The following is a 25951-nucleotide window of genomic DNA, read 5'->3' as shown; positions in this document are numbered from 1 at the left end:
CCGCTTGCGCAGGCCGCGTCGTGCTTCCTGGACCCGCGTGCCTCAGGGCCAGGCCGGCGGCGCGGCCTTCCAGGCGGCCTGCACCTCGGCCAGGGTCGCGCGCTCGTCGTCGCGCCAGGCCGGCAGCAAGGCGGCGAAATCGGCACTGGCGCCCCACTTGTCCGGCCAGGTGCGCGCCGCCGCGGCGTACCACTTCACGGCCTCGTCCTTGCGCTGCAACCGCCACAACGCCAGCGCCAGGGTCGGCGGCAGCCAGTCCGGTGCCGCCGGGCGGCCGTTGACCAGTGCGCTCCACTGCGCCAGCGCGCGCGCCGGATCACCCGCGCGCAGCAGGTCCCAGCCATAGTTCCACTGCACCTGGCGCCGCTGCACGCCGGCGGGCAGCGCATGCAACGCGGCCTGATACAGCTGTTCGCCCAGTTCCTGGCGGCCGCCGGCCATGGCGATGCCGGCCAGCTGCGCGCGCGCCTCGTTGGCGTTGGGATCGCGCTGCACGGTACTGGCCAGGCGATCCACCAGGGCCTCGCCGCTGCCGGCGATGGCGGTGACCGGACGGGTGGTGCCGCGGTCTTCGTCGAAGTAGAACTCTTTCGGTGCCGGCAATGCCTGCGCCCGCACGCTGGCCGCGGTGGCCAGGCCGATGCAGGCCAGCATCGCGGCCACTGCGTATGTGTATGCCTTCACTGCTGCAATCCCCTGGAGTGATCCCCTCACCCAGGTCCCATCCTACCCCGCCAGGGCCGGCGTGGACGAGAACGGGCGCAAAAATCGCCGCTGATACAATCGGGGCGATCGCGCGCGGCAGGCGCTGCGCGCCCGCCAGCCTTCCATTTCCGGGCAAGCCATGAACCGCATCGCCGATCCGCGTCCGTCGTCCTCCCTCGCCGCAGCGGCCACCGACGGCGTGGATACCCGCTATACGCTGGAAGACAAGTACACCCGCACCGATGGCCGCATCTATCTGTCCGGGGTGCAGGCGCTGGTGCGGCTGCCATTGATGCAGCAACTGCGCGACCGCGCCGCCGGGCTGAACACCGGTGGCTTCGTCAGCGGCTACCGCGGCAGCCCGCTGGGCGGTTTCGACCTGGAACTGTGGCGCGCGCGCAAGCATCTGGACGCGGCCAACGTGGTGTTCAAGCCCGGGCTCAACGAGGACCTGGGCGCGACCATGGTGTGGGGCACGCAGCAGACCAACCTGTTCCCCGGCGCGCGCGTGGATGGCGTGTACGCCATGTGGTACGGCAAGGGCCCGGGCGTGGATCGCTGCGGCGACGTGTTCAAGCACGGCAACGCCGCCGGCACCTCGCGCCATGGCGGCGTGCTGGCGCTGGCCGCCGACGACCACGCGTGCCGCAGCTCGACCCTGCCGCACGGCTCGGAGGACGAGTTCGTCAGCGCGATGATGCCGGTGCTCAATCCGGCCGGGGTGCAGGACATCCTCGACATGGGCCTGCTCGGCTGGGCGATGAGCCGCTACACCGGGCGCTGGATCGGCTTCAAGACCATCGCCGAGACGGTGGAGTCCTCGGCCTCGGTGCAGGTGGATCCGTTCGCGCGGCAGATCGTGCTGCCGGAGGATTTCGAGCTGCCGCCGGGCGGCCTCAACATCCGCTGGCCGGATCCGCCGCTGGACCAGGAAATGCGCCTGCATCGCTACGCGGTGCGCGCAGCGCAGGCCTTCGCCCGTGCCAATGGCATCGACCGCACGGTGATGGATGCGCCGCAGGCGCGGCTGGGCATCGTCACCACCGGCAAGAGCTACCTGGACGTGCTGCAGGCGCTGGAATACCTGGGCCTGGACGCGGACGCCTGCGCGCGCATCGGCATCCGCGTGTACAAGGTCGGCATGACCTGGCCGCTGGAGCCGCTGGGCATCGCCGCGTTCGCGCGCGGGCTGCAGGACATCGTCGTGGTGGAGGAGAAGAAGGCCTTCATCGAGCGGCAGATGAAGGAACAGTTCTACAACTGGCCGGCCAGCGCCGGCCCGCGCCCGAGCATCGTCGGCAAGTACGACGAGGCCGGCGAATGGATCCTGCCGTCCACCGGCGAACTGACCCCGGCCACCATCGCCGGGGTGATCGGCAAGCGCATCCTGCGCCTGCCGCAGTCGGCCGCGGTGAATACCGACTCGATCGAGCAGCGACTGCGCTGGATGGAGGCCAAGGAAGCCGAGATGGCGCTGCCGCGCGCCAATTTCCCGCGCGTGCCGCACTACTGCTCCGGCTGCCCGCACAACACCTCCACGGTGGTGCCGGAAGGCTCGCGCGCGCTCGGCGGCATCGGCTGCCACTACATGGTGACGTGGATGGACCGCGCCACCGACACCTTCACCCACATGGGCGGCGAAGGCGTCACCTGGGCCGGGCAGGCACCGTTCACCGACACCCCGCACGTGTTCCAGAACCTGGGCGACGGCACCTATTTCCACAGCGGCTCGCTGGCGATCCGCCAGTCGATCGCCGCCGGCGTCAACATCACCTACAAGATCCTCTACAACGACGCGGTGGCGATGACCGGCGGACAGCCGGTGGACGGCACCCTCAGCGTGCCCGACATCGCCCGGCAGATGCGCGCCGAGGGCGTGCACACCATCGCCCTGGTCAGCGACGACATCGGCAAGTGGACGCGGCGCCGCGAGCTGTTCCCCAGCGACGTGGAGTTCCACGACCGCAGCGAGCTGGACGCGGTGCAGCGGCACCTGCGCGAGGTCAAGGGCACCAGCGTGCTGATCTACGACCAGACCTGCGCCACCGAGAAGCGGCGCCGGCGCAAGCGCGGCAAGCTGCCCGATCCGCCCAAGCGCGTGCTGGTCAACTCGCTGGTCTGCGAAGGCTGTGGCGACTGCGGCGAAAAGAGCTTCTGCGTATCGGTGCTGCCGAAGGAGACCGAGTACGGACGCAAACGCCAGATCGACCAGTCCAGCTGCAACAAGGACTACTCCTGCGTGTCCGGGTTCTGCCCCAGCTTCGTCACCGTGCACGGTGGGCAGCCGCGCAAGGGCCGCAAGGCCGACGCCGCGGCGCTGCTGGAGCAATTGCCGGCGCCGACCTTCCGCAGCGACCTGAGCCAGCCCTGGAACATCCTCATCACCGGTGTCGGCGGCACCGGCGTGGTCACCATCGGCGCGCTGCTGGGCATGGCCGGACACCTGGAGGGCAAGGGCGCCAGCGTGCTCGACCAGACCGGCCTGGCGCAGAAGGGCGGCGCGGTCACCACGCATATCCGCATTGCGCGCCAGCCCGAAGATCTGCACGCGGTGCGCATTGCCGCCGGCGAGGCCGACCTGGTGCTGGGCTGCGACATGGTGGTGGTCAACGACTACTGGGCGCTGTCCAAGGTGCGCGGCGACCGCTCGCAGGTGGTGCTCAACAGCTACGAGGCGATGCCGGGCACCTTCACCACGCACCCGGACATGCAGTTCCCGGCCGCCGAGATCATTGCCGGCGTGCGCCTGGCGCTGGGCGGGCGCGATCCGCTGCTGCTCGACGCCACCCAGCTGGCCACCGCGCTGCTCGGCGACGCCATCGCCAGCAACCTGTTCATGCTCGGCTATGCCTGGCAGCAGGGCCTGGTGCCGCTGTCGCACGCGGCGCTGATGCGCGCGATCGAACTCAACGGCGCGGCCGTGGCGATGAACCAGCAGGCCTTCGCATGGGGCCGCCTGGCGGCGCTGGACCTGCCGGCCGTACGGCGCGCGGCTGGCCTCACCGATCCGGCCGCGGACGAGCACAAACGCCAGGCGCCGGGTCTGCAGCAGCTGCCGCCGGGCGAGTGGGAAGGCCACGAGGCCGGCGCCAGCGCCGCGCCGCGCAATCCCGCCAATCCGCGGCCGGCGCGCGAGCTGCCGGCCGCCGCCGAGAGCGGCGAGGCCGGCCACGCGCCGCTGGACGACAGCCGCCTGTCGCGCTCGCTGCCCGAGCTGGTCGCGCGCCGCCACGCCTTCCTGGTGGATTACCAGGACGCCGCCTACGCCGCGCGCTACACCGCGCTGGTGGAGCGCGTGCGCGCGGCCGAGCAGCGCGTGGCACCGACCTCGACCGCGCTGACCGAAGCGGTGGCGCGCTACGCGTTCAAGCTGATGGCCTACAAGGACGAGTACGAGGTGGCGCGGCTGTACACCAGCGGCGCGTTCGCGCAGCAGTTGCAGGCGCAGTTCGAGGGCGACTACCGCGTGCGCTTCCACCTGGCGCCGCCGCTGCTGGCGAAGAAGGACGCGCAAGGCCGGCTGCGCAAGCGCGAATACGGCCCGTGGATGTTCACCGCGTTCAAGTGGCTGGCCAAGCTGCGCCGCCTGCGCGGTGGCGCCCTCGACGTGTTCGGCTACAGCGCCGAGCGCCGCGGCGAACGGCAACTGATCGCCGACTACCTCGCCACCGTGGACGAACTGCTGCAGCGGCTGCAGGCGGACAACCTGGCGCTGGCGGTGCAGATCGCCAGCATCCCGGAACACATCCGCGGCTACGGCCACGTCAAGGAAGCGCACCTGCACGAGGCCAAGCAACAGGAAGCGCGGCTGCTGGCGACCTGGCGCAATCCGAAGGCGCTGCATATCGTGCAGGCGGCCTGAGCGGGAGGCGAACGCCTGCCGCCATGCAGCGGCGGCGCAATGGCGGCACCGAGGGCGTCTGACCGAACGCGGCGCGGCTGGCGCTGCACCTGCCGTCTTCCCGCGTTCCCTGGCGTCCATGCATCTGCTGCAGAAGCGGCTGCAGCCGCGACCCGACTCCAGCAGCACGCAGGACGGCAGCATCGCCCAGGGCGGCCGGCCTTGGGCATCATCCGCACGTTGCGTGGATCGCCAGCGATCCACGGCCGCATCACCCTAGAAGGAACATCGCGTGAAGCGTTTGGTCAAACTCGCATGCGTGGCGCTGGTGGGCGCCCTGCTGCTGTTCTACCTGCTGGCAGAGCATGCTGGCCCCTGGATCATGCCGCGGTTCATCACGACCCGTGTCGTGGCGGGACCCGATCGGCCGCTCTCCGGCGCGAGGATTCGCGTCCAGCAGGACGTGTGGTCGATCCCGTGCCTGAGCTACATGGGGATCTCCGGCGCGAGTTGCGCGTCGGGCAAATGGACGGTCTTCCATGGCCGCCTGGATCGCAACGGCGAAGCGCGGGTGTTGGTCTTTCAGGCGGTCGGGCTGCAGGCGGACTCGTATATTGCCTGCATCAATGGGAACCAGTACGAGGGCTACATCGCCTACACCGAGTGGCCAGAGCAGCAGGACGTGCAGCGTCTCACCCTGGACTACAAGCGCCTGGAGCAGCAAGGAACAGGTTGCATGAACGGCTATGGAGAAGAACGGCTGGCGGCGCCGGCCTGGTGGGATGCGGCCTTGAAGGAAGACGCGGAGGCGGAGGCACAGGCCGAGGCAGAGGCGCGGGCAGAGGAAGAGGCAGAGGCGCAGGCGCAGGCGGACGATCCGTTGCAACCGACGGCTCAACAATCTCCAGCCAGTTCGCCGTCGTCGGACGGACCGTAGAGGCCGGGCTGCAGGCGCGGCTTCACCCGCGACCTGCCATGTCACCCGGTGGCGATGCAGCCTGTGGCAGCGGCGTCCCGCGCGCCACTACCCTGCAGATGGACCCCGGTCGACCGCGTTGATGTCGATGACGGAAGGGTCCGCGCGTCGGGACTGAAGTCCCTCCCACATGGTTGCTTCCGTACACTCCGCATACGACACAGCGGCCCTAGGCAAGCGGCCGCCGTGTCGTATCAGGATGCGATTCGGTCGAGTGCCCGGTGGCAACTCGACCGAGTGCCATTCAACGCAACGAACGTCGAATCAGACCCGCGGATCAGGCGGGTTGCCGTGGCCGGGGCGATCGTAGCGATCGGAATCGAAGGCCTCGCGCACGGCCGCCTTGGCTTGCGCCCAGCTCAGCCGCGAGCGGTCCTTGACGCGCTCCCAGCCGCTTTCCAGATCCGATTCCAGGCGGTCGTCCCAGACGCGGTCGCGGTAGCGGCTGCGCGCCTGCACGCCGTAGCGGTAGGCCGGGCGGTAGTCGTCGTAGCTGCTGTCGGCCCCACGGTAGTCCACGGTGTCGAAGCGCTCGGCGTAGTAGCGGTCGCTGTCCTCGTAGGTGCGGTAGGTGGCGTCGGCGCGCTCCCAGGAATCGCGCGCGGCCAGCCGTGCCTCGCCCCACTCCAGGCGCGAGTCGCCACGGCGCGTGCCCCAGTCGTGCGACAGCTCGCGCTCGTGTTCGTCCCAGGTGCGCGAGGGATACTGCTCGCGTGCCTGCAGGCCCAGGCCATAGGCCGCGGCGTAGTCGCGGTCGTAGTCGTAATCGGCCTTGGCGTAGTCGCGGTTGCGGTATTCCTCGCGCCAGTACGCATCCTCGCCGGTGGGATCGATGCGCTCGGCCACGCCCTTGCCCGCCGCCGCACCCGCCACCACGCCGACCGCCGCGCCGATCAGGGTGCCGAGCGGCCCGAACACCGTGCCGGCCAGCGCGCCCGCGGCCACGCCGCCGGCGGTACCGCCAATGCCGACCCCGACCGGATGCGAACCCGGGGTGCCGGAAATCGGATCGCGATTGAGATCGCGGGCTTTGTCGTTGTTGTCCATGGGAACGCTCCGTGGCGAAGGAAGGAAGCACCGGCTGCAGGCACATGGGCGGCGGCGGGTGTCGGCGCACAGTCGCAAGCGCGTGGTGAATCCGCCGTGGCACGGCAGTGAACCCGTGATGAGGGAGAGAGTGCGGCTTCGTCACCTGGACACAACGCCTCCTGCGTCGCCCACCATGCAGCGCAGGCATGGAACCGGCCAAGACAGTGCTGCATCAAGCACGTCGGCGTATTCGGTACGACCGCCCACTCCGCGTCGCTGGCGCATGCACAGTCACGACATGGCTGACGCAGTCAGATTGGGCGCCCACGGCGCATCCGCCTGCGCGATCGCGCACCCGCACGGCGCCAAGGCATCGCCGGGTGGCGCTCCTGCCTCAGCCGCGGCGCCAGACCCGGCAGCGGTTGTTGGCCGGCATCGCCACGTCTTCCTGCAGCACCAGGCCCTGCGCCTGGGCCAGCGCGTCCACCGCCTCGGCATCGCGGATGCCGCTGGCCGGGTCGCGCGCCTTCAGCCACGCGTCGAAATCGCGATTGCTGTCGCTGGTGAAGGCGCCGTCGTAGTTGAAGGGGCCGTAGACCACCAGCATGCCGTCGGCGCTGTTTGCCAGCAGTTGGCCGACGCCGGCGAAGAACGCCTGCACCGCGTCCCAGCCCATGATGTGCAAGGTGTTGGAGGTGAACACCGCATCGTAGCCAGCCTGCGGCCACGGCCCCTCGCGCACGTCCAGCGCCAGCGCCGGCGGCGTGTTCGGCAGCGCCGCCGCCTCCAGCCACTGCGCGATGCCGGGCAGGTGCTCGGCACGCTCGCTGCATTGCCAGGTCAGCTGCGGCAGCGCCGCGGCGAAGTGGACCGCATGCTGGCCGGTGCCGCTGCCGATCTCCAGCACCTGGCGACGATCGGCGAAGTGCCGCTGCAGCACCTGCAGGATCGGATCGCGGTTGCGGTCGCAGGACGGGGCGTAAGGTCGATCGCTCATCGTGTCGTGGTGAACCTGTGTGCGTCTGGCAGTGCTGCGACACCAGGGAACGGCGCGGCCGGCGGTGGCTGACGGCTCATCCGCGCGAGCGCACGAAGATGCGCTTGCCGCCGCCCTCGTTGCCGCGCTCTTCCAGTTCGAAGTGCGACGACAGCCGGCGCAGCAGGTCGCTGAGCTTCTTGTGCCCGTACAGGCGCGGATCGAAATCCGGCCGCACCTTGTTCAGATAGCTGCCGACGCTGCCGAGCCCGGCCCAGCCCTGGTCGTCCGAAGCCTCCTCGATCGCCTGCCGCAGCAGGGTCAGCGGCGCCTGCTTGGTTTCGGCCGCAGCCGGCGCCGGCTCCGGTTTGGCCGGCGTCGCGGCCGGCTTCTTGCGGCCCTTGGCCGCCGGCTTGGCGGCCGCGGCGGCGGGCTTGGCCGGCTCGGCCGCGCTGGCCTCGCTGCGCAGCACTTCGGTGTAGATGAACTTGTCGCAGGCCTGCACGAACGCGTCCGGGGTCTTGCGCTCGCCGAAGCCGTACACGGTCGGGCCTTCCTCGCGCAGGCGCTGCGCCAGGCGGGTGAAGTCGCTGTCGCTGGAAACCAGGCAGAAGCCGTCGAAGCGGCCGGTGTAGAGCAGGTCCATCGCGTCGATGATCAGCGAGCTGTCGGTGGCGTTCTTGCCGCTGGTGTAGGCGAACTGCTGCACCGGGCTGATCGAGTGCTTGAGCAGCGCCTGCTTCCACTGGGTCATGCGCGTGCTGGTGAAATCGCCATAGATGCGCTTGACGCTGGCCAGGCCGTACTTGGCGACCTCGGCGAGCAGGCCTTCGATCACCGAGGGCTGCGCGTTGTCGGCGTCGATCAGCACCGCCAGTCGCGGCTGGTCATCGTCGCTGTCGGAACGGTGGCGGGTTTTCATGGCGTGCACCTGCGGCAAGGAAAGATCGGGAGAAGCGTGACGGCGGCCACCACTGTGCCAGCGCGCGCCGCCCACAGCCAGCGCAACACGGCGACCGCCATGGTTCATCGCCCTGCCGGCAAGGCCTCGTAGGCCTGGCGTACCGCCGCCTCGCCATAGCGGCGTTCCAGCCGGCGCACGATGAAGTGGCCGCGCGCCATCGCCTGGAAGTGCGAGATGAACACCGTGTTGAGCAGCGCGCCGCTGGCCGCGCCGACCAGTGGCACCGCCTGCGCCGCCAGCTTCTCGCTGACCGTGACCGAAAACTTGGCAGCGATGCGCGACAGCAGCGACACCAGCACCGGCGCGCCCTTGCTGCCCAGGCCGTGCGCGGCGATGTACTGCGCCGCGGCGCTGAGCTGCTGCGCCATCGCCGCGCGCACCGCGAAGTAGCCCGATTCGCTGCCGTCGTCGCGGTGGCTACGGCCCCCGTGCGCCAGCACCTCCAGGCAGGCCAGCGCGGTGGTCGGGTCGTCCAGGCGCTCGCCTTCGGCGCGGGCGATGTCGGCGATCGAACGCAGCATCAGGGTCGTGGTCAGCGGCAGTTCCACAACCAGCCCGGGCAGGCCGAAGAAGCCGCCGGCCGCACCGGTGGCCGCCACCGCGGCGCCATGCAGGCGCGGCCGCGCGCGTTCCGGCGCCTGCGCCCGCAGGGTCAGCAGCGCCGAGCGCAACGCCACCCGCAGCGCGCGCTGGCTGACCGCATCGATGCGCGAGGACAGCAGCTTCGGCAGGCGCTTGTTGATCAGCGCCTCGATCGGCGCGCCCACCGCATTGGCGATCTTCGCCGCCAGGCCGGGGTGTTCCAGCAGGGCGCGCGCCTGGGCCAGGTCGCGGTGGTCGGCGGCATCCATCACGGGGACGGGCAATAGCGAGGTCATGGCCGAAGCTCGTGGCGAGGGAGGCGACAGCATGCACCGGGCGGCAGCGGCGTGGTGTCGAGGGCCGATGACCAGTGCGGGACGTTCAGGGAACTCGGCGCCTGCGCGTCTAGATCCGCTCCAGCGCGCGCTGGTGAGTGCTCGGCCCGAACCGGCCCACCACCGCGGCGGCGATCAGCAGGCTGGCGGCGATGCAGCCGAGCACGCCGCGGTGGCCGGTGCGGTCCAGCAGCATGCCGATCAGCAGGCTGCTGGCGGCGGTGGACAGGCGGCTGAAGGAGTAGCAGAAGCCGACCGCGCGGGCGCGAAGCGCGGTGGGAAACAGTTCGGCCTGGTAGCCGTGGTAGGCGAAGCTCATCCAGGCATTGCAGAAGGTGACCGCCGCGCCGCAGGCGATCAGCAGCAGCGGCTGGCTCTGCCAGGCGAACAGCAGGCCGAACAGCATCGCGCCCAGCGCCGACACGACCACCTGCCACTTGTTCTCCCAGCGCTGCGCCACGCCGATCAGCAGCAGCGGCGCCAGCGGATAGGCCAAGGAGATGGCGAAGGCGTAGCCGAGGCCGTGCACGCTGTCGGCGCCCTGCCGCGCCAGCAGCGCCGGCAGCCAGTTGCCGAAACCGAAGAAGCCGATCGCCTGGAAGATGTGGAAGCTCACCAGCATCGCCATGCGGCGCCGGTACGGGGGTTGCCACAGCGTGGACAGCTGCGGCGGCGGCACGGCCGGCGCCGAGATCGGCTCGGGCGCGGGCAAGGGCCGCCCCAGGTCGGCGGTACAGCGCGCTTCCAGTCGCTGCAGCACCGCGTCGGCCTCGGCATGCCGGCCCTGCGTGGCCAGCCAGCGTGGCGACTCCGGCAAACGGCTGCGCAGCCACCACACCGCCAGCGCGAAGCCGCCGCTGAGCAGCGCCACCCAACGCCAACCGCTCAGGCCCAGCGGCGCGTGCGGCACCAGCGCCCAGGCGCTCAACGCCACCGCCGGCACCGCCAGGAACTGCAGGCAGAACGCCAGCGCGAACGCGGCGCCGCGCATCTGCCGCGGCACCATTTCCGACAGATAGGTATCGATGGTGACCAGTTCCACACCCAGGCCGATGCCGACCACGCCGCGCCACAGGATCACCCCCAGCGCGCTGTGCTGCACGCCCATCGCCACCGTGGCCACGCAGTACCAGAGCAGCGCGAAGGAGAACACCGCGCGGCGCCCGAAACGATCGACCAGCGGGCTGAGCAGGCTCGCGCCGAGGAACAGTCCCAGGAACGTCGCCGAGGCGAACGCGGCCTGGTCGGCGATGCCGAACACGCCGGCCGCGCCCTCCGCGAAGATGCCGTCGCGCAGCAAGCCCGGGCTGAGGTAGGCGGTCTGGAACAGGTCGTACAGTTCGAAGAAGCCGCCCAGCGCCAGCAGCGCGACCAGGCGCCACAGGCTCCGGGTCGGCGGCAGGCGTTCCAGGCGCGCCGCCACCAGGGCGACGGGATCGGAAGCGGCAACGGCGGCATCGCGCATGCGGGCAGGTCCTGGGGGAGGGATCGCGCCGCCGCATGCTGCCCGATCCGCCGCCGCGCGCGCCACCGCGTCGGGTCGAAACTGCCGACCGCGCCGCATCGGCGTTCAGCCGGATGTCGGCTTCGGTACGGCCGGCCGCTGCGGGCGCCGGCGGCGCGTCAGCGCAGGAACAGGATGTCCAGGTCGCGCTCGGGCACGAAGTCGCGCTGGCGGAACTCGAAGGTCAGCGCATCGGTGCGTTGCAGCTCGCCATCGAAGCACAGGCTGAGCAGGTCGCCGGGCGCGCGCTTCTTCAGGGTCAGGCGGAAGTCCTGGATCGGCCCCTTCCAGTTGGCGCCGGTGCGCAGCACATAGCGCAGGTTGCTCCACTGCAGGCCGTTGGCGCCGGCGCGGCGACGCAGGCGCTGCTGCGTGGCGGCGTCCAGGCAGGTACTTTTGGCGTACTCGCCGATCAGGTCGCTGGCCGGCATCGGTACGCCGGTGGCGACGCTGGGCACGTAGCTGTGGCGGATCGCCACCGTGCCGCCGGCGGGAAAGCGCTGCTGCCAGACGAAGTACTCGCTGAGGGTGAAGCGCGGCTGCCCGTCGGCGTCGAACCAGCGCGCGGGCAAGGGCGTGCGGCCGGCCGGGACGGTGCCGCTCTCGACGTACCCGGCCAGGTCGTCCGGCGTCCAGCCGCTGGCCGCCCACGCGCGCGAGATGTCGCTGTCGTCCAGCTTCGCCACCAGCCGGCGCTCGGTGCGCACCGGCTTGCCGTCCACCCACAGCTTGAAGTCGGTGAGCGCACTGTGGTCGGCCATGCCGAAGTACATCGGCGGCATCGGGAAGGCGATCGGCACCAGCAGGTCGCGCGTGCTGGTGTTGGTGAACACGTAGTCCACCTGCACCCGCTCCTCGCTGATGAACAGGTCTTCCTTGCTCATGCGGATGTCCGGCTGGCGGATCAGTTCGATGGAACCATTGGCGTCGCCGATGCTGCTGTCGTTGGCGAAGGCGACAGCGGCCGCGAACAGCAAGGACGACAGCAGCAGGGGCAGCAGGCGGCGCGGCGAGACGTTGGCGGTCATGGAGTCGGCGGTCGGCGAGGGAAGGCGCCGCGGGCCGCAGCGCGGCAGCGGCGAACGGGCGCGCGCCATGGTAACCGCGGCGGCATGGCCTGCCGCATCGCGCCCTGCCATTGCGTTTGCTACGGTAGCCGGCGCCGCCACGGGGGGAAGGCCATCGCCATGTTCAGAGCATTCGCAACGCTGGCCTTGCTGGCGTCCGCCGGGCTGGCCGCAGCGCAGGCGCCAGGCCAGCGCAGCTACGCCAATCCGATCGACCTGGATTACCGCTACAACTTCGAGCAACTCAACGAAGGCATTTCCTATCGCACCGGCGCCGATCCGGTGTTCGTGCGCTTCGGCGACGCCTACTACCTGTTCCAGACCCTGGCCGACGGCTACTGGCGCTCCAGCAACCTGCTCGACTGGCAGTTCGTCACGCCCAGCCGCTGGCCGTTCGAGAGCATCGTCGCGCCGGCGGTGGTGGCCGACGGCGACCGCCTGGTGATCATGCAGTCGGCCTTCGAACCGCGCCCGCTGCTGCAGACCCGCGACCCGGCCAGCGGCAAGCTCGACTTCCTGACCCGGCTGCTGCCCACGCTACCGCGCGCCCAGCCGATCGGCACCGAGATGAAGGGCCGGCCGCTCAGCGACGTGCCGCCCGGTCCCTGGGACCCGGACCTGTTCATCGACGACGACGGCCAGTGGTACCTGTACTGGGGCTCGTCGGACCGCTACCCGCTGTACGGCATCGCCATGGACCGCAGCGCGCAGGGGTTCGCCTTCCGCGGCGTGCCGACGCCGCTGCTCGCGCTGGACCCGGCGCAGCACGGCTGGGAGCGCTTCGGCCCCGACCATCGCGGTGCCCGCTTCCCCGACGGCAGCCCGATCGGCAGCTTCCTGGAAGGCGCATGGCTGACCAAGACCGGCGGCCGCTACTACCTGCAGTACGGCGCGCCGGGCAGCGAGTACAACGCCTACGCCAACGGCGTCTACGTCGGCGAGCACCCGCTCGGCCCGTTCGTCTATGCTGCGTACAACCCGGTGGCGTACAAGCCCGGAGGCTTCATGCAGGGCGCCGGCCACGGCTCCACCTTCCAGGACGCGCACGGCAACTGGTGGAACAGCGGCACCGCCTGGATCGGCGCCAACTGGACCTTCGAACGGCGCATCGTGCTGTTCCCCGCCGCGTTCGCCGCCGACGGGCAGATGCGCGTGTCCACCCGCTTCGGCGATTTCCCGCACTGGATGCCGAACGGCCCGGTGGCCGACCCGGAGACGCTGTTCACCGGCTGGATGCTGCTGTCCTACCGCAAGCCGGCAACCGCCTCGTCCACCCTGGACGGCTTCGCCGCCGACCGCGCCACCGACGAGGACCCGCGCAGCTACTGGGTGGCCGCACGCAATGCGCCCGGTGAGACCCTCACCGTCGACCTGGGTGGGGAACGCAGCGTGCGCGCGGTGCAGATCAACTTCGCCGACTACCGCGCCGGCCGCTACGGCGACGCGCCGGACATCTACACCGCGTTCCGGCTGCAGCACTCGCGCGACGGCCGCCACTGGCTGCCGCTGGCCGAGGTCGGCGACGGCGCCGACCGCCGCGACCGGCCCAACGCCTACCTGCAACTGCCCGCGCCGGTGCGCACCCGCTACATCCGCTACGTGCACGGCCACGTCGGCGCCGCCCATCTGGCGATCAGCGACCTGCGCGTGTTCGGCAACGCCGCCGGCGCCCCGCCGCCGGCACCGACCGGCGTCGTCGCACAGCGCGATGCCGACCGCCGCAATGCCCGCGTGCACTGGCAGGCGGTGCCCGGCGCCGTCGGCTACAACGTACGCTGGGGCCTGCGTGCCGACCGCCTCAACCTCACCTACCAGGTGTTCGCCGACCGCGGCACCGACCTGGAGATCCGGGCGCTGAACCGCGACCAGGACTACGTGTTCGCCGTCGAAGCCTTCGACGAGCGCGGTGTCTCCCCGCTGAGCGCCCCCATCGCCGTGCCATGAAGCCATCACCGCCTTCCCGTATGCTTGGCCGCACCTCGACCGCGCACCGGCGATGCGGCGCGCGGCAGGATCGGCTGCCGATCGAAGGAGAAGGACGATGCACCAGCACCAGGGAACCCAGCGCCAGCGCCGGCTGCGCGCCTGGCTGATCGCCGCGATGGTCGCCGGCGTGTGCGGCAGCGCCGCCGCGCAGCAGACCGACCCGCGCGACGCGCAACTGCAGCAACAGCAGCGCCTGCTGCAGCAGCAGTCCCAACAGATCCAGCAGATGCAGCAGCAACTGCAGCAGATGCCGCCGGCCGGCCCGGGCGCAGAGGCTGGTACCCCCAGCGATGGCCTGTCCGCCACCTACCACGACTGCCGCAAGCAGGCGCAGGGCCTGGACGAGAGCCGGCGCTGCATCCAGCGCGAACAGCGCGTGCAGCAGGAACGCCTGGACCGCGCCTACGACAAGCTGCGCTACCGCATCAGCGGTACCGACCGTTCCCGCCTGATGGACGCGCAGTACACCTGGCAGCAGTCCAACGAACAGGCCGCCAACCTGGACCGGGCGCTCGGCGCACGCGGCCAGGAGGCGGGCCTGCAAAGCGCCGAAGCCACCCTGCGCCGGATCAGCTCCCGCGCCGACGAACTGGAAGGCTATACGCGCGGCGGGCGTTGAGGGTAGCGACAGGTAAGTTGTCGGACGATACGCGGCAGAGCATGCTGCTCCGACGATCGTCCAGGCAGCCAGGACACTGCCAAGGGTCTTTTTTCAACGCATTGCACGGAGGCCGATATGACGGGCATGGAACAGCGGGACCATCTTCGTAAGCGGAGCGCGCTGGCACAACTGCCGCGCGGGCGCGATCCATCGGCGCGTCGCTGGGCCGTCGCAAACCGGTTGGCCACACTCTGCCTTGTCGCATTGCCCGCCTTCGTGCTGAGTACGGCGGTCGCGGCGGCGCCTCCCCTGCCATCGGGTGCGGACTTGCTGGCGATGCGAAGCGACGCGCTGCGTCCGACATACTCACAGTGCCTCTCCAAGGCGACACAGCAGGACGCGCGGGAACGCTGTGTCGACGAGGAGTTCGGTTATCAGGACAGTGAGTTGAACCGGGTTTATCGCGCCCGAATGGCGGCCCTGCCTTCCGCAAAGGAGCGTGCGTCGTTGCAAGGTGCGCAGCGCCAGTGGATCGCGCAGATCTACCAGGGCCGTTGCAAGCTGCCAGAGCAGGCAAGCCCGGCGATGCGCCTGGATGCCAAGCAATGCAGACTGGCCACGACGATCAGCCGACTGCACCAACTGAACGATCCGCAGTTCGTCGCGTCGATCAGTGCCGCCAAGCCGATGACGCCGTCGCCCGATACAAGCTCGGTGGCGAAAGTGTTCACTGCGACTGGGCTGCCGGATGCGGCGGGACAGGTCGTGTTTGCCCTGGGAAACCTAAGCCTGCAGGTCGCAGACGCGCATTGTCGCGACACCGGCGGGCTACTTCTGCGCTGCGCGCCCGCGACGGTCGCGGTGCAGCATCCGGCGGGGCGACAGTCCATCCCCGTCCCGTCGCTGGTCTTCTTGAACAAGTCAGCGGATCAACAGGACTATGTCGCCGCCTACCGCGGCCCCCTCGCCAAACAGGGCGAAGAGAGCGAGGGCCTGCGTTATACCGTGATCGTCTCGGACATCAATGGCGACGGCTACGACGATCTGCTGTTGTGGACCGACTTTTCCGGCCGCTTCGGCGCGCCCGCCTATACCTATTATCTATTCGATCCAACGGCCAAGCGCTTTGTGAAGAGCGAGAAGCTCGCGCAGGCGACACGCGGCCTCACACTCTCCGGCATCAGCGGCACGACCCTGCACCTGTGGTCGGAAGAAGGACAATGCAAACGCACCCTGGTGACGCTTGCACTGCGTGGAACGACACCGACGCGGCATTCCAGCAAAACCCTCGATTTCTGCGAGTAGCCAGCCAGTACGGCGCAGCCCTCGCACGCCCCAGAGAGACAAGGACTTCCCATGAGCGACGGATACGGCAAGCAGAACGCAGGATTCGGGCTGACACGCGAACAATCGGTCGACCTGATCGTCCGCAGCTGCCTGGATCACGGTGTCACCGACACCCGGCAGATTGCATATGTGCTGGCAACCGCACAGCACGAATCCAGAGACTTCCAGGCACCTGAAGAGGACTGGGGGCGAAAGCAGGCCGTGACGCTGTCCTATCACGGTGGCGAAGCCTATTACGGCCGCGGCTATGCGCACCTCACCCATGTCGAGTTGTACGAAAAGCTCGGCGAGAAGGCCGGGCTAGGCCGCGAACTCGTGCAATCGCCAGGCCGGGCCGCAGAACCCGCCATTGCGACGAAGATTCTCGTCGCCGGCATGCGCGATGGCGACTTCGTGCCGGGGCAGAACCTGGCCGCCCATATCAACGCCGACAAGCAGGATTATGCCGGCGCACGCGCCATCATCAATCCTCGTGATGCGGCAAGCGTGCAAACCATCGCCGGCTATGCGCGCACGTGGGAAGCTTCGGTACCGGCGCTGGTAGAGCGCGTCCAACGCGAAGGCGTGGCGCCCGCGCAAGCGCCGGCTGCATCCAATGCGCCGGCATCCGTCGGCAAGGGCGACGCGAATCAAACCGTGTTCGAAGCACAGCAGTATCTGGCCGCGCTTGGAATGACCGATAGCAAAGGCAAGGCAATCTCCCCCGATGGCGACTTTGGTGCTGGCACCGAGCATGCAGTCAAACAATACCAGCGCAGCAAAGGTGTCGCAGAGCCAACCGGCCGCGTCGATGCGGCCATGCTGGCCGAACTGCGCGCCGATACCTTGCAGGCGCAGCCGCAATTCAAGCGCCAGACCATGACGGACCTGTACGGGCCATTGAAGGACGGGGAACTCCGCCGAGGCGAGAAGGGTGAACCCGTCTATGAGCTGCGCCGGCAGTTGCAGGGCCTGGGCTACATCCAGAATGCGCCTCCGAACTGGAGCGGCGACCGCCTTTACGACGAGCACATCGAAACCGGCGTCCGTGCGTTCCAGAAGGCCAATGGGCTACAGGAGACCGGACGCGCCGATACGGAGACGCGGCGACAGTTGAATGCGTTCGCGGTGAGCCAGCATCTAGCGCCGACCACGGAATTCGACCGTCCTGAAAATTGGCCTCCGCAACCGCCGCCGTATACCAGGGCCGAGTACCAGACCCGCCAGCAGGCACCAGGCCAACCCGCCCAACCCGCACCTGCAGCGCAAGAACCATCGCCAGATCGCCGACAGGGCCAGGCACCGACGTCGGCAGCGCCTGGTGCCATGCGCAGTTCGCTGTATCAGGACTGCTCCAACGGTGTGGACGCACTGGACCGGCAACTGGGCCGCGCGTCCGACACGGCGAGCGCATGCATGAAGGCCAGCCTGACCGAGCTCGCCACGCGCAGCGGCCTCACCCGGGTCGATCATGTGCTGCTCAGCGAACGCGGTCGTCAGGCAGAACCAGGGCAGTACGTCTTCGTCGTCGAAGGCGATCCACGCAACCCCGCCAGCTTGCGCGCGCACATGCCGACCGACCAGGCGATCAAGACACCAGTGGAAGTGTCCTTCGGTGCCCTGGCGCAATCGGAACAGCAACGCCAGGCCAGCTTGCAGGCCGAGTTGGGCGGCGAGCAACAGCGCGACGCGCAGGTGCGTCAGGCACAAGGCAAAGGCATGGGCTGACACGTCACCCGCCGATGGCGTCGCGACGTTGGCCCCTGCAGTCTCACGACACCTTGGAGAACGTTCCGATGCACGCCTACGACATCGAACCCGGCGACTGGCACGACGGCGCGCCCGTTCCCGACAGCGACGGCTGGTGCTTCGGCCTGCCGCCGGGCATCGCCGCGGCGCAATGGCCGCTGGATCCGTGGAGCGGCTATCCGATGCAGCACGGCTTCACCCTGCGGCTGCCACCGGACTACCGCGTGCACGGCCCGGACATCGTCGCGGTGTCGTTCTTCGCCACCGCGCCGGACCATAACGACGGCGGCCCGGCCGGAACAGTGGACGGGATGCACGCCGCGATCGCCACGCCCGCGCAGGCGCTGGACGACCCGGCGCTGCAACCGTTCCGCGAACGCGCGCTGCAGGCCCACCCGCGACTGCAGCGCATGCAGGACGTGCTGGACTGCGCCTACGCGCTGATCCTGCTGCGCCAGGAAGAAGTGGACGGCGCACCATGCCGGCCGCCGCCGCTGGTGGACAGCCCGTTGCTGCAGCAGACGCCGCCGCCGGAATGGCTGCAGGTCGGAAGCGCGACAGTCTGCGAGGCGTGGAACGCACGCAGCGCGCCGCTGCCGCAGGCGCCGGACCGTTTCGCCCTGCATCGTCCGCTGCGCCTGCGCCGGCGCGAGCACGATCCCAATGCCGGGGTGCCGCCGCGCGAGACGTTCGGCGGCGCGCCCGATCCCGGCGGCTATCAGCCGTTCTACTACTGGCAGGACGGCGTGGTCAGCCGCGAGCAATACCGCGAACACGACTGGGCGGCCGGCCACGCCATCAACCACCTCGGCGGCACCATGCGCCCGATACAGGGCATCCCCGACTTCAGCCCGTACTACATCGAGTTCGACGAGGCCTTCGGCGGCTACAACTTCGGCGGCGGCATCGCGCAACTGGACATCCAGGGCCTGCGATTGGACTGGGCCTGCGGCTGAGGTCGCCGAGCCAGGCGATGCTTGCGCGGCGGCGCGCTCACTGCCCCGCTGCGCAGCCCCCGCCCTGTTCCGCGCACACCTTCATGGCGCGTTGCAGTTCGGCCTCGCTCAGCTGTGGAGGCGGCCGCGCGACGGCCGCCTGGACCTGGTCGGGGCCGCCGGTCAGCGCGTGCAGGCCCTTGGCCGCCTTGCCGGCCAGGTAGTAGACACCGAGCGCGATGTAGCCGCCGCTCTGGCTGACCTGTTCCACCGAGGGCGGCGGACGCCAGTCCTTGTCGAAGCGGTTGGGCGGCGGCGACACCGGATTCTTGAAGCGGTACAGATCCAGCGGCTCGCCCTCGTCCGGCGGCAGCGCGCGCACTTCGCCCAGGGTCTGGATGTCGGGCTGCGCGGCGGCATCGGGAGCGCGCGGCGCGGCAGCCGAGGGCGGCGGCGGTGCAGGCGCCTGCTCGGCAGGCGCCGTCTGTTGCGCCTGTGCCTGCGCGCACGCCGCCAGCAACGCGATCGCCAGCACCGTGCGCAGGCGCCGGCCGATCGGATCCGCGGTGTCCATGCTGTCCATGGCGCCCGAGCTTACGGACGCGGCACGGTCATCTCTAGCGCAACGGCGCCGCCGTTCACGTCGCCGACAGCGGGCGCAGGCACAGCCAGATCGCGCACCAGTGCGCCAGCGCGCCGCCCAGCACGTGCGCATGCCAGATCGCGCGGTTGTAGAGCATCGACTTGCGCACGTAGAACGCCACGCCCACCGTGTAGATCGCCCCGCCGGCGGCGATCAGCCACAGCACCGCCGTATCCAGCCCGGCCACGATCGGCTTGACCGCCGCCATGCCCGCCCAGCCCAGCAGCAAATAGATCGCCACCCAGAAGCCCTTGGCGATGCCGGGCAGGAACAGCTTGGCGAACACCCCGAACAGCGCCACGCCCCACACCGCCAGGGTCATCGACCAGACCCAGGCGCCGGACAGCGCCAGCACGAAGAACGGCGTGTAGGAGCCGGCGATCATCACGAAGATGCCGGCGTGGTCGAGCTTGCGCAGCACCGGCTGGCGCTGCGGCGGGGCGAAGTTGTACGCCGCCGAGCAGGCGAACATGGTCAGCAGCCCCAGCGCGTAGATGCTGGTGGCCACGATCAGCGCATCGTTGGCATGGGCGCGCCAGACCAGCAGCGCGCCGCCGACCACGGCCAGCAGCAGGCCGGCGGCATGCACGAGCAAATCGGCGTGGCGCGCGGCGGCGGTGCGGTAGTGCGGGGGAAGCGGGGGAGCGGACACGGGCAAGGAAAGTAGACGACAGGAGCCGCCGTTGCCGAGGGGGACGACAGGATACCTGTCGATGGGCCCCGGACGCAGGGGTGTCGCCCATCACAGGTTGAAGCGATCTCCGTCGGGGCGGCAGGCTGCCGACGGTGAAAGCGTTCACTTCCTGCGATATAAATTCCGCGGAACCAATGGAAGGAGCCACGCCGATGACCGTGCCGCCACGACGGCCGTCTTTCCTGCATTTTCTCCCGTTCGCCTTGCTTGCAGGATGCACCATGACCGATCCTCATATTTCCCAAGCCCAGTTCGCGCAGCGCGTGGAAGCCCTGCTCGGCGGTCGCGACAACGTCGTCGTGACTGCCAGCCAGCTGACCGACTTCCCGTGGGCGTCGTTGTGCTTCGCGCGCGATGACAGCCTGCGCCTGACATTCAAGCAGGACGCCGGCGAACAGACGCTTTCGCTCCCCTATGAGCAGTTCTTCGTCGACGAAGCGCACGTCCCACAATCGCTGGAGGACATATGCGTGAAGCCGGGAGAACGCATCCTCATCCGCAAGAAATATCCTGGCTACGCGGGGCCAGTGGAGTTCCTCAAGCCAGCGGAGGGCTGAACATGGTCGACATCACCGACCCCAAGGGCGCCAAGCGCGAGATCGAACAGGAAGCGTATCGGCACTACGAGCAACTCAGCGGCGTGCATCTGGCACGTCGCGCCGATGGCAGCATTCAGCCGCAAGGTCATAACGACGCGCTGGATGCGTTCCGGCACGCCTACACCAGCGGGCGCGTCACTCAGATCGCCTTGGGGCAACAGTGGATTGCGCGCAGGTTCGGCAACGACGCCGAAATCGGCCCGGCCCACCCGAACGATCCCGCAGAGCACCGCATGGATCTGTGGAACAACGAGGCTGGGCGCCGTATCGGCGACAGGACCTCCGGCGCCGATCAACTCGCCCGGGAAACCTACGCCGCCCTGAAGAACGGCGAACTCGTGACCGGCCTGAACGACGCGCGCCTGAAGCAGCTCTATCCCGAAGACCCGCGCCTGAAATTGCCGGCAGGAGACCCGCAGCGGGAACTGGTCGACCACGATGCAGTCGACCGAATCAATCGCGATGTGACCAAGCTCCAGGATCAGGCCCAGGAACGCTTTCCCCAGAATCACCCCGACAAGGCTTATTTCGACGCGTTGCGCGATCGGCTGCCAGAGAGCGTGTCCGACGCCAAGGTGGCACAGGCACTGGTCGCCGCGAAGAGCGCCGGGATTGAACGTGTCGACCAGCTGGGAGCCGTGACGCTGCAGGATCAACAGATATTCATCGCCGGGCGAACGCCCGGATTCCGGACCCAGCTGGATGCGCATGCTGCAGCACCGCCAATCCGCGAAAGCGCCTACCAGGCGGAGCAGCAACATGCCGTTCAAACATACGAGCAGGCGCAGCAGCCAAGCCAGGGACAAGCGCGCGCCTACTGACGCGCCCTTCGCCGCATTCCAAAGGCGCACTAAAGTGGCGCCACTCTTTATCCGCAGCGTAGCCGCCTGCACCTGTCGGTAGGCGGGCTGCCTCCGCGCAATCACCCAGCCTGAATCCGCTCAGCCTGCCCGCCTCGCCTCTGCGCGCCCGGTCTCATACCCTGAGACGCGATTTCGCTTCCCTGTTCCGCTTTGAGAGCCGTGCCGATGCCCGCCCACGCCCTAGCCCCGCGCACCGAGGACGCCGAGCGCGCCCTGTCCACCACCGACGGGATGCCCTCGCGCGATGGCGCCCTGCTCAGCGCGCGGCTGGAGCGCCGCTACCACGACCGCATCACCGGCAGCTTCACCATCCCCGGCCAGGCCGGCCGCTACGCGCCGATCCCGGACGACGTGCCGCCGGCGCTGGCCGCGGCATTGCGCGAACGCGGCATCGCGCAGTTGTACAGCCACCAGGCCGAGGCCTGGGACGCGGCGCAGCGCGGCGAGCACGTGGCCATCGTCACCCCCACCGCCTCGGGCAAGTCGCTGTGCTACACACTGCCGGTGGTGGCCGCGGCGATGACCGCGCAGGCCAAGGCGCTGTACCTGTTCCCGACCAAGGCGCTGGCGCAGGACCAGGTGGCCGAGCTGCTGGACCTCAACCGCGCCGGCGACCTCGGGGTGAAGGCCTTCACCTTCGACGGCGACACCCCGGGCGATGCGCGCCAGGCGATCCGCCTGCACGGCGACATCGTGGTCAGCAACCCGGACATGCTGCACCAGGCGATCCTGCCGCATCACACCAAGTGGGCGCAGTTCTTTGAGAACCTGCGCTACGTGGTGATCGACGAGATCCACACCTACCGCGGCGTGTTCGGCAGCCACGTCGCCAACGTGCTGCGCCGGCTCAAGCGCATCTGCGCGTTCTATGGCGTCACGCCGCAGTTCATCCTGTGCTCGGCGACCATCGGCAACCCACGCGCGCACGCCGAGGCCTTGATCGAACAGCGCGTGCATACGATCACCGACTCCGGCGCGCCCAGCGGCGACAAGCATGTGCTGCTGTGGAATCCGCCGGTGGTCAACGCCGACCTGGGCCTGCGCGCCTCGGCGCGCTCGCAGAGCAACCGCATCGCGCGCATCGCGATCAAGTCCGGGCTCAAGACCCTGGTGTTCGCGCAGACCCGGCTGATGGTGGAGGTGCTGACCAAGTACCTGAAGGACATCTTCGACCACGACCCGCGCAAGCCGCCGCGCATCCGCGCCTACCGCGGCGGCTACCTGCCCAGCGAGCGTCGCGAGGCCGAGCGGGCGATGCGCGCCGGCAGCATCGACGGCATCGTCTCCACCTCGGCACTGGAGCTGGGCGTGGACATCGGCGCGCTGGACGTGGTGGTGCTCAACGGCTACCCCGGCAGCGTCGCCGCCACCTGGCAGCGCTTCGGCCGCGCCGGGCGCCGCCAGCAGCCGGCGCTGGGCGTGCTGGTGGCCAGTTCGCAGCCGCTGGACCAGTACGTGGTGCGGCACCCGGACTTCTTCGCCGACGCCTCGCCCGAGCACGCACGCATCGCCCCGGACCAGCCGCTGATCCTGTTCGACCACATCCGCTGCGCCGCGTTCGAGCTGACCTTCGTCGCCGGCGAGGCGTTCGGGCCGGTGGACCCGGCGGTGTTCCTGGAGGCGCTGGCCGAGAGCGAGGTGGTGCACCAGGAAGGCGACCGCTGGGAGTGGATCGCCGACAGCTATCCGGCCAATGCGGTGAGCCTGCGCTCGGTGGCCGACGGCAACTTCGTGGTGGTGGACAAGACCGACGGCAAGCAGCAGATCATCGCCGAGGTGGACTATTCCGCCGCCGCGCTGACCCTGTACGAAGGCGCCATCCACATGGTGCAGAGCACGCCCTACCAGGTGGAAAAGCTGGACTGGGAAGGCCGCAAGGCCTACGTCACCCGCACCCACGTGGACTACTACACCGACAGCATCGACTTCACCAAGCTCAAGGTGCTGGACCGCTTCGACGGCGGCGCGGCGGGCCGCGGCGACGCGCACCATGGCGAGGTGCACGTGGTGCGGCGCGTGGCCGGCTACAAGAAGATCCGCTACTACACCCACGAGAACATCGGCTACGGCCCGGTCAACCTGCCCGACCAGGAGCTGCACACCACCGCGGTGTGGTGGCAGTTGCCGCAGGCGACCCTGCTCAAGGCGTTCGGCAGCAAGCAGGACGCGCTGGATGGTTTCCTGGGCGCGGCCTACGCGCTGCACGTAGTGGCCACGGTGGCGGTGATGGCCGATGCGCGCGACCTGCAGCAGGCGGTGGGCGACGGCGACGGCGCCTGGTTCGCGGTGGCCGACGCCAAGGGCCGCGGCCAGTTGCGCGGCGGCGACAGCGGCGAGCCGGCCAGCATCGAACTGCAGCAGTTCGTGCCCACCGTGTACCTGTACGACAACTTCCCCGGCGGCGTCGGCCTCAGCGAGCCGTTGTGGCGGCGCCAGGCCGAACTGGTGCAGCGCGCGCGCGAACTGGTGCAGGGCTGCGACTGCGTGGCCGGCTGCCCGGCCTGCGTCGGCCCGGTGCTGGCGGCGCAGGAGGAAAGCGCGACCACGCCCCGGGCGCTGGCGCTGCGCGTGCTGCGCTTGCTGCTCGACGGCGAGGACGACACGGCGCTGGAAGCGCACGGCGCGACCACGATCGCCATCGATGCCGATGCCGACGCGCTGCCGGAGTGGAGCGCATGAGCATCAGCCTCGAACGCCTGCGCGCGCTGCGCCGGCAGGCTGGCGACGCCAGCGCCGAGCGCGCGCCGGCGTCCTCCGGCGGCCGCACCACGGCCGACCCGGCTCCCGCGTCACGTGCAGGCACTGCAGCAGCGGCGGCCCCGCACGCGCCACGACAGGCGCCGGCAGCGATGCGCGACGACGACGCATCGCGCGCAACGGCAACGGCGGCCGCACGCACGCCCCCTGCTCCCGCACGCGGTGGCGGCACCGACACCGCCGTGGCGCCACCCATCGCCATCGCCCCGTTCGACCGCGGCGGCACCGACGTATCCGCGCTGCGGCGCCTGCTCGGCCTGCGCGAGCGAGCCGTCGCGCCCACCGCGGCTGCGCCCGCACGCAAACCGGCCGCGGCACCGGACCGGCACCTGCCCGGTGTGGAAATCGCACCCGGGCTGCACCTGATCGAGGCGTTCCTGCCGCAGCCGATCCCCTCCGGCGCGCTGTCGCTGGCCTTCGCCCGCCGCGAGGATGTGGTGGAACCCACCGACCTGCTGTTCTTCGACACCGAAACCACCGGCCTGGCCGGCGGCACCGGCACCCGCGCCTTCATGATCGGCGCAGCCGACTGGAGCGTGCATCCGGCCGACGGCCCGGGCCTGCGCATCCGCCAGTTGCTGATGGCCACGATGGGCGCGGAGAAGGCGATGCTGGAGGCATTCCGCGCCTGGCTGCGGCCGGGCACGGTGCTGTCCAGCTACAACGGCCGCTGCTACGACGCGCCGCTGTTGAAGACCCGCTATCGGCTGGCGCGTTGCGCCGATCCGCTGTCGGCGCTGGACCACGTGGACCTGCTGCATCCCACCCGCCGCCGCTACCGCGGCACCTGGGAGAACTGCAAGCTCGCCACCATCGAGCGGCAATTGCTGCGCGTGGTCCGCGAGGACGACCTGCCGGGCTCGGAAGCGCCGGCGGCGTGGCTGAGCTACCTGCGCGGCGGCAACGCGCGCAACCTGCGCCGCGTCGCCGCGCACAACCACCAGGACGTGGTCACGCTGGCGCTGCTGCTGCAGCGCCTGGTCGCCGCCGAAGCCGAAGAGCGCGCGCTGGCGGCTGCCGCATCGGCGTAGGCGCTGCGCACGCCGTCGGCGACATCACTCCAGCCGCTGCGCACTGCCGGCGGCGATGGCGGCATCGAACAGGCGGTCGACCTCGCGATCGATCTGCGCACTCAATTCGCCCTGACGCGCACCCAGTTCGCCCTGCTGACGGCCCAGCGCGGCCTGCTGTTCGCCGAGCGCGCGCATCTTCGCCGACAGCGCGTCCTGGCGCTGCGCAACCGCCGCCTGGGCACGCGCCTGCGCCTTGGCGGCGACGGCGTCCATGTGGATGCGGTCCAGTGCATGCGCCGCGGCTTCCTGCGCCAACTTGCCTTGTTCGCGGCCCAACTCCCCCTGTTCGCGGCCCAGGGCACCCTGCAGCTTGCCGAGCTCGCCCTGCTGCACGCCCAGCTTGCCGATCGGCTCGAACAGGGCATCGAAGCGGGCCAGCAGCGCAGGATCGTGCACCACATAGCGCTTGCCGCCGCGGCGGAACCACAGGCCATCGCCCTGGGTCTCGCGCTTCATGCTGGCGAGCTCGTCGCTGCTGCCGCTCATCGTCGAATGGTTGCCCTTGACCCGGACATACGACTGTTCGAGTTGGCCGTTGCGGGTCTTCTGCACCGAATGCGTGCTGATCCGCGAGCCGATGGCCGGTGGCGGCGCCGGGACCGCCGGTGTCGGCGGCGCGGGTGGCGGCAACGGCGCGACCGGCGGCACCGCGCGACGCGACGTCGTCGCAGAAGTGGCAGCGGTAGCCGACCTCGCCGAGGTCGCCGCCCGCGGCGGCAACGGCGCACCGGGCACGTTGGCAGCAC

The 25951-nt window shown here is 69.9% G+C and carries 19 protein-coding genes and 1 pseudogene; 11 read left to right on the top strand and 9 right to left on the bottom strand.

Annotation, left to right across the window (positions count from 1 at the left end):
• Nucleotides 1-42 precede the first annotated feature (42 nt).
• On the bottom strand, nucleotides 43-654 hold the full coding sequence (locus tag PIQ37_RS08750) for a tetratricopeptide repeat protein (protein ID WP_267101590.1): 612 nt from the start codon (nucleotides 652-654) through the stop codon (nucleotides 43-45).
• 190 nt (nucleotides 655-844) lie between these two features.
• Here PIQ37_RS08750 and PIQ37_RS08745 point away from each other — a divergent pair, with 190 nt between their 5' ends.
• Both PIQ37_RS08745 and PIQ37_RS08740 read left to right on the top strand, forming a co-directional pair.
• A complete protein-coding gene (locus PIQ37_RS08745; RefSeq protein ID WP_342073174.1) occupies nucleotides 845-4567 on the top strand; it encodes an indolepyruvate ferredoxin oxidoreductase family protein in 3723 nt (1240 codons plus the stop codon).
• A gap of 271 nt (nucleotides 4568-4838) precedes the next feature.
• Nucleotides 4839-5483: a hypothetical protein gene (locus PIQ37_RS08740; protein ID WP_342073173.1), complete on the top strand. Its 645-nt coding sequence runs from the start codon at nucleotides 4839-4841 to the stop codon at nucleotides 5481-5483.
• A gap of 303 nt (nucleotides 5484-5786) precedes the next feature.
• Here PIQ37_RS08740 and PIQ37_RS08735 read toward each other — a convergent pair whose 3' ends face one another.
• From PIQ37_RS08735 to PIQ37_RS08710, 6 genes are all read right to left on the bottom strand, one after another.
• Complete coding sequence (locus PIQ37_RS08735; protein ID WP_342073172.1) at nucleotides 5787-6569, bottom strand: hypothetical protein; 783 nt, start codon at nucleotides 6567-6569, stop codon at nucleotides 5787-5789.
• A 376-nt stretch (nucleotides 6570-6945) separates the two neighbouring features.
• Nucleotides 6946-7548 (bottom strand): DUF938 domain-containing protein, encoded by a 603-nt coding sequence (locus PIQ37_RS08730; RefSeq protein WP_342073171.1) that lies wholly within the window; start codon nucleotides 7546-7548, stop codon nucleotides 6946-6948.
• 76 nt (nucleotides 7549-7624) lie between these two features.
• Nucleotides 7625-8449 carry an NYN domain-containing protein gene (locus PIQ37_RS08725; RefSeq protein ID WP_342073170.1) on the bottom strand — a complete coding sequence of 275 codons (825 nt, stop codon included), beginning with the start codon at nucleotides 8447-8449 and terminating at the stop codon, nucleotides 7625-7627.
• A gap of 104 nt (nucleotides 8450-8553) precedes the next feature.
• Nucleotides 8554-9369, bottom strand: coding sequence for an EcsC family protein (locus PIQ37_RS08720; protein WP_342073169.1), 816 nt, complete (start codon nucleotides 9367-9369; stop codon nucleotides 8554-8556).
• Nucleotides 9370-9478: 109 nt separating this feature from the next.
• Complete coding sequence (locus tag PIQ37_RS08715) at nucleotides 9479-10873, bottom strand: MFS transporter (RefSeq protein WP_342073168.1); 1395 nt, start codon at nucleotides 10871-10873, stop codon at nucleotides 9479-9481.
• A gap of 158 nt (nucleotides 10874-11031) precedes the next feature.
• Nucleotides 11032-11940 carry a DUF4424 family protein gene (locus tag PIQ37_RS08710; RefSeq protein WP_342073167.1) on the bottom strand — a complete coding sequence of 303 codons (909 nt, stop codon included), beginning with the start codon at nucleotides 11938-11940 and terminating at the stop codon, nucleotides 11032-11034.
• Nucleotides 11941-12099: 159 nt separating this feature from the next.
• On the opposite strand from PIQ37_RS08710, the gene PIQ37_RS08705 reads away from it, so the two are divergent.
• The 5 genes from PIQ37_RS08705 (at nucleotide 12100) to PIQ37_RS08685 (ending at nucleotide 18597) form a co-directional block, all read left to right on the top strand.
• Nucleotides 12100-13923, top strand: a complete 1824-nt coding sequence (locus tag PIQ37_RS08705) for a family 43 glycosylhydrolase (RefSeq protein ID WP_342073166.1) — start codon at nucleotides 12100-12102, stop codon at nucleotides 13921-13923.
• Between the two features lie 97 nt (nucleotides 13924-14020).
• A complete protein-coding gene (locus tag PIQ37_RS08700) occupies nucleotides 14021-14584 on the top strand; it encodes a lysozyme inhibitor LprI family protein (RefSeq protein ID WP_342073165.1) in 564 nt (187 codons plus the stop codon).
• A gap of 117 nt (nucleotides 14585-14701) precedes the next feature.
• The gene (locus PIQ37_RS08695; RefSeq protein WP_342073164.1) at nucleotides 14702-15871 is read left to right on the top strand and encodes an XAC2610-related protein; all 1170 of its coding nucleotides are present in this window, start codon (nucleotides 14702-14704) and stop codon (nucleotides 15869-15871) included.
• Nucleotides 15872-15922: 51 nt separating this feature from the next.
• Nucleotides 15923-17620, top strand: a complete 1698-nt coding sequence (locus PIQ37_RS08690; RefSeq protein ID WP_342073163.1) for a peptidoglycan-binding protein — start codon at nucleotides 15923-15925, stop codon at nucleotides 17618-17620.
• A gap of 68 nt (nucleotides 17621-17688) precedes the next feature.
• Nucleotides 17689-18597, top strand: coding sequence for a hypothetical protein (locus PIQ37_RS08685; protein WP_342073162.1), 909 nt, complete (start codon nucleotides 17689-17691; stop codon nucleotides 18595-18597).
• Nucleotides 18598-18634: 37 nt separating this feature from the next.
• Here PIQ37_RS08685 and PIQ37_RS08680 read toward each other — a convergent pair whose 3' ends face one another.
• Complete coding sequence (locus PIQ37_RS08680; protein ID WP_342073287.1) at nucleotides 18635-19150, bottom strand: hypothetical protein; 516 nt, start codon at nucleotides 19148-19150, stop codon at nucleotides 18635-18637.
• Between the two features lie 64 nt (nucleotides 19151-19214).
• Complete coding sequence (trhA, locus tag PIQ37_RS08675; RefSeq protein ID WP_407136544.1) at nucleotides 19215-19877, bottom strand: PAQR family membrane homeostasis protein TrhA; 663 nt, start codon at nucleotides 19875-19877, stop codon at nucleotides 19215-19217.
• Between the two features lie 188 nt (nucleotides 19878-20065).
• On the opposite strand from trhA, the gene PIQ37_RS08670 reads away from it, so the two are divergent.
• The 4 genes and pseudogenes from PIQ37_RS08670 to PIQ37_RS20660 all read left to right on the top strand — a co-directional run bounded on the left by PIQ37_RS08670 (nucleotide 20066) and on the right by PIQ37_RS20660 (nucleotide 25163).
• Nucleotides 20066-20470: a hypothetical protein gene (locus PIQ37_RS08670; RefSeq protein ID WP_342073160.1), complete on the top strand. Its 405-nt coding sequence runs from the start codon at nucleotides 20066-20068 to the stop codon at nucleotides 20468-20470.
• A gap of 2 nt (nucleotides 20471-20472) precedes the next feature.
• Entirely contained in the window at nucleotides 20473-21333 is an 861-nt protein-coding gene (locus PIQ37_RS08665; RefSeq protein ID WP_342073159.1) for a DUF6973 domain-containing protein, read from the top strand.
• Between the two features lie 207 nt (nucleotides 21334-21540).
• Nucleotides 21541-23823, top strand: a pseudogene (locus tag PIQ37_RS08660) (DEAD/DEAH box helicase); the annotation flags it as partial.
• Entirely contained in the window at nucleotides 23799-25163 is a 1365-nt protein-coding gene (locus PIQ37_RS20660; protein ID WP_407136542.1) for a ribonuclease H-like domain-containing protein, read from the top strand. The pseudogene PIQ37_RS08660 and the gene PIQ37_RS20660, both read left to right, overlap by 25 nt.
• The last annotated feature ends 788 nt before the right edge of the window (nucleotides 25164-25951 follow it).

This window comes from Xanthomonas protegens (assembly GCF_038442435.1).
In the GTDB taxonomy this organism is placed as follows: Bacteria; Pseudomonadota; Gammaproteobacteria; order Xanthomonadales; family Xanthomonadaceae; genus Xanthomonas_A; species Xanthomonas_A sontii.
This window is presented reverse-complemented; position numbering and strand designations above follow the sequence as displayed.

Excerpts from the sequence above, each read along its gene's own strand:
- PIQ37_RS08690 (WP_342073163.1), top strand. The coding sequence starts at position 15,923 with ATGAGCGACGGATACGGCAAGCAGAACGCAGGATTCGGGCTGACACGC.
- PIQ37_RS08680 (WP_342073287.1), bottom strand. The coding sequence starts at position 19,150 with ATGGACACCGCGGATCCGATCGGCCGGCGCCTGCGCACGGTGCTGGCG.
- PIQ37_RS08730 (WP_342073171.1), bottom strand. The coding sequence starts at position 7,548 with ATGAGCGATCGACCTTACGCCCCGTCCTGCGACCGCAACCGCGATCCG.
- PIQ37_RS08670 (WP_342073160.1), top strand. The coding sequence starts at position 20,066 with ATGACCGTGCCGCCACGACGGCCGTCTTTCCTGCATTTTCTCCCGTTC.
- PIQ37_RS08720 (WP_342073169.1), bottom strand. The coding sequence starts at position 9,369 with ATGACCTCGCTATTGCCCGTCCCCGTGATGGATGCCGCCGACCACCGC.
- PIQ37_RS08745 (WP_342073174.1), top strand. The coding sequence starts at position 845 with ATGAACCGCATCGCCGATCCGCGTCCGTCGTCCTCCCTCGCCGCAGCG.
- PIQ37_RS08695 (WP_342073164.1), top strand. The coding sequence starts at position 14,702 with ATGACGGGCATGGAACAGCGGGACCATCTTCGTAAGCGGAGCGCGCTG.
- PIQ37_RS08710 (WP_342073167.1), bottom strand. The coding sequence starts at position 11,940 with ATGACCGCCAACGTCTCGCCGCGCCGCCTGCTGCCCCTGCTGCTGTCG.
- PIQ37_RS08715 (WP_342073168.1), bottom strand. The coding sequence starts at position 10,873 with ATGCGCGATGCCGCCGTTGCCGCTTCCGATCCCGTCGCCCTGGTGGCG.
- PIQ37_RS08705 (WP_342073166.1), top strand. The coding sequence starts at position 12,100 with ATGTTCAGAGCATTCGCAACGCTGGCCTTGCTGGCGTCCGCCGGGCTG.
- PIQ37_RS08725 (WP_342073170.1), bottom strand. The coding sequence starts at position 8,449 with ATGAAAACCCGCCACCGTTCCGACAGCGACGATGACCAGCCGCGACTG.
- PIQ37_RS08750 (WP_267101590.1), bottom strand. The coding sequence starts at position 654 with ATGCTGGCCTGCATCGGCCTGGCCACCGCGGCCAGCGTGCGGGCGCAG.
- PIQ37_RS08735 (WP_342073172.1), bottom strand. The coding sequence starts at position 6,569 with ATGGACAACAACGACAAAGCCCGCGATCTCAATCGCGATCCGATTTCC.
- PIQ37_RS08685 (WP_342073162.1), top strand. The coding sequence starts at position 17,689 with ATGCACGCCTACGACATCGAACCCGGCGACTGGCACGACGGCGCGCCC.
- PIQ37_RS08700 (WP_342073165.1), top strand. The coding sequence starts at position 14,021 with ATGCACCAGCACCAGGGAACCCAGCGCCAGCGCCGGCTGCGCGCCTGG.
- PIQ37_RS08665 (WP_342073159.1), top strand. The coding sequence starts at position 20,473 with ATGGTCGACATCACCGACCCCAAGGGCGCCAAGCGCGAGATCGAACAG.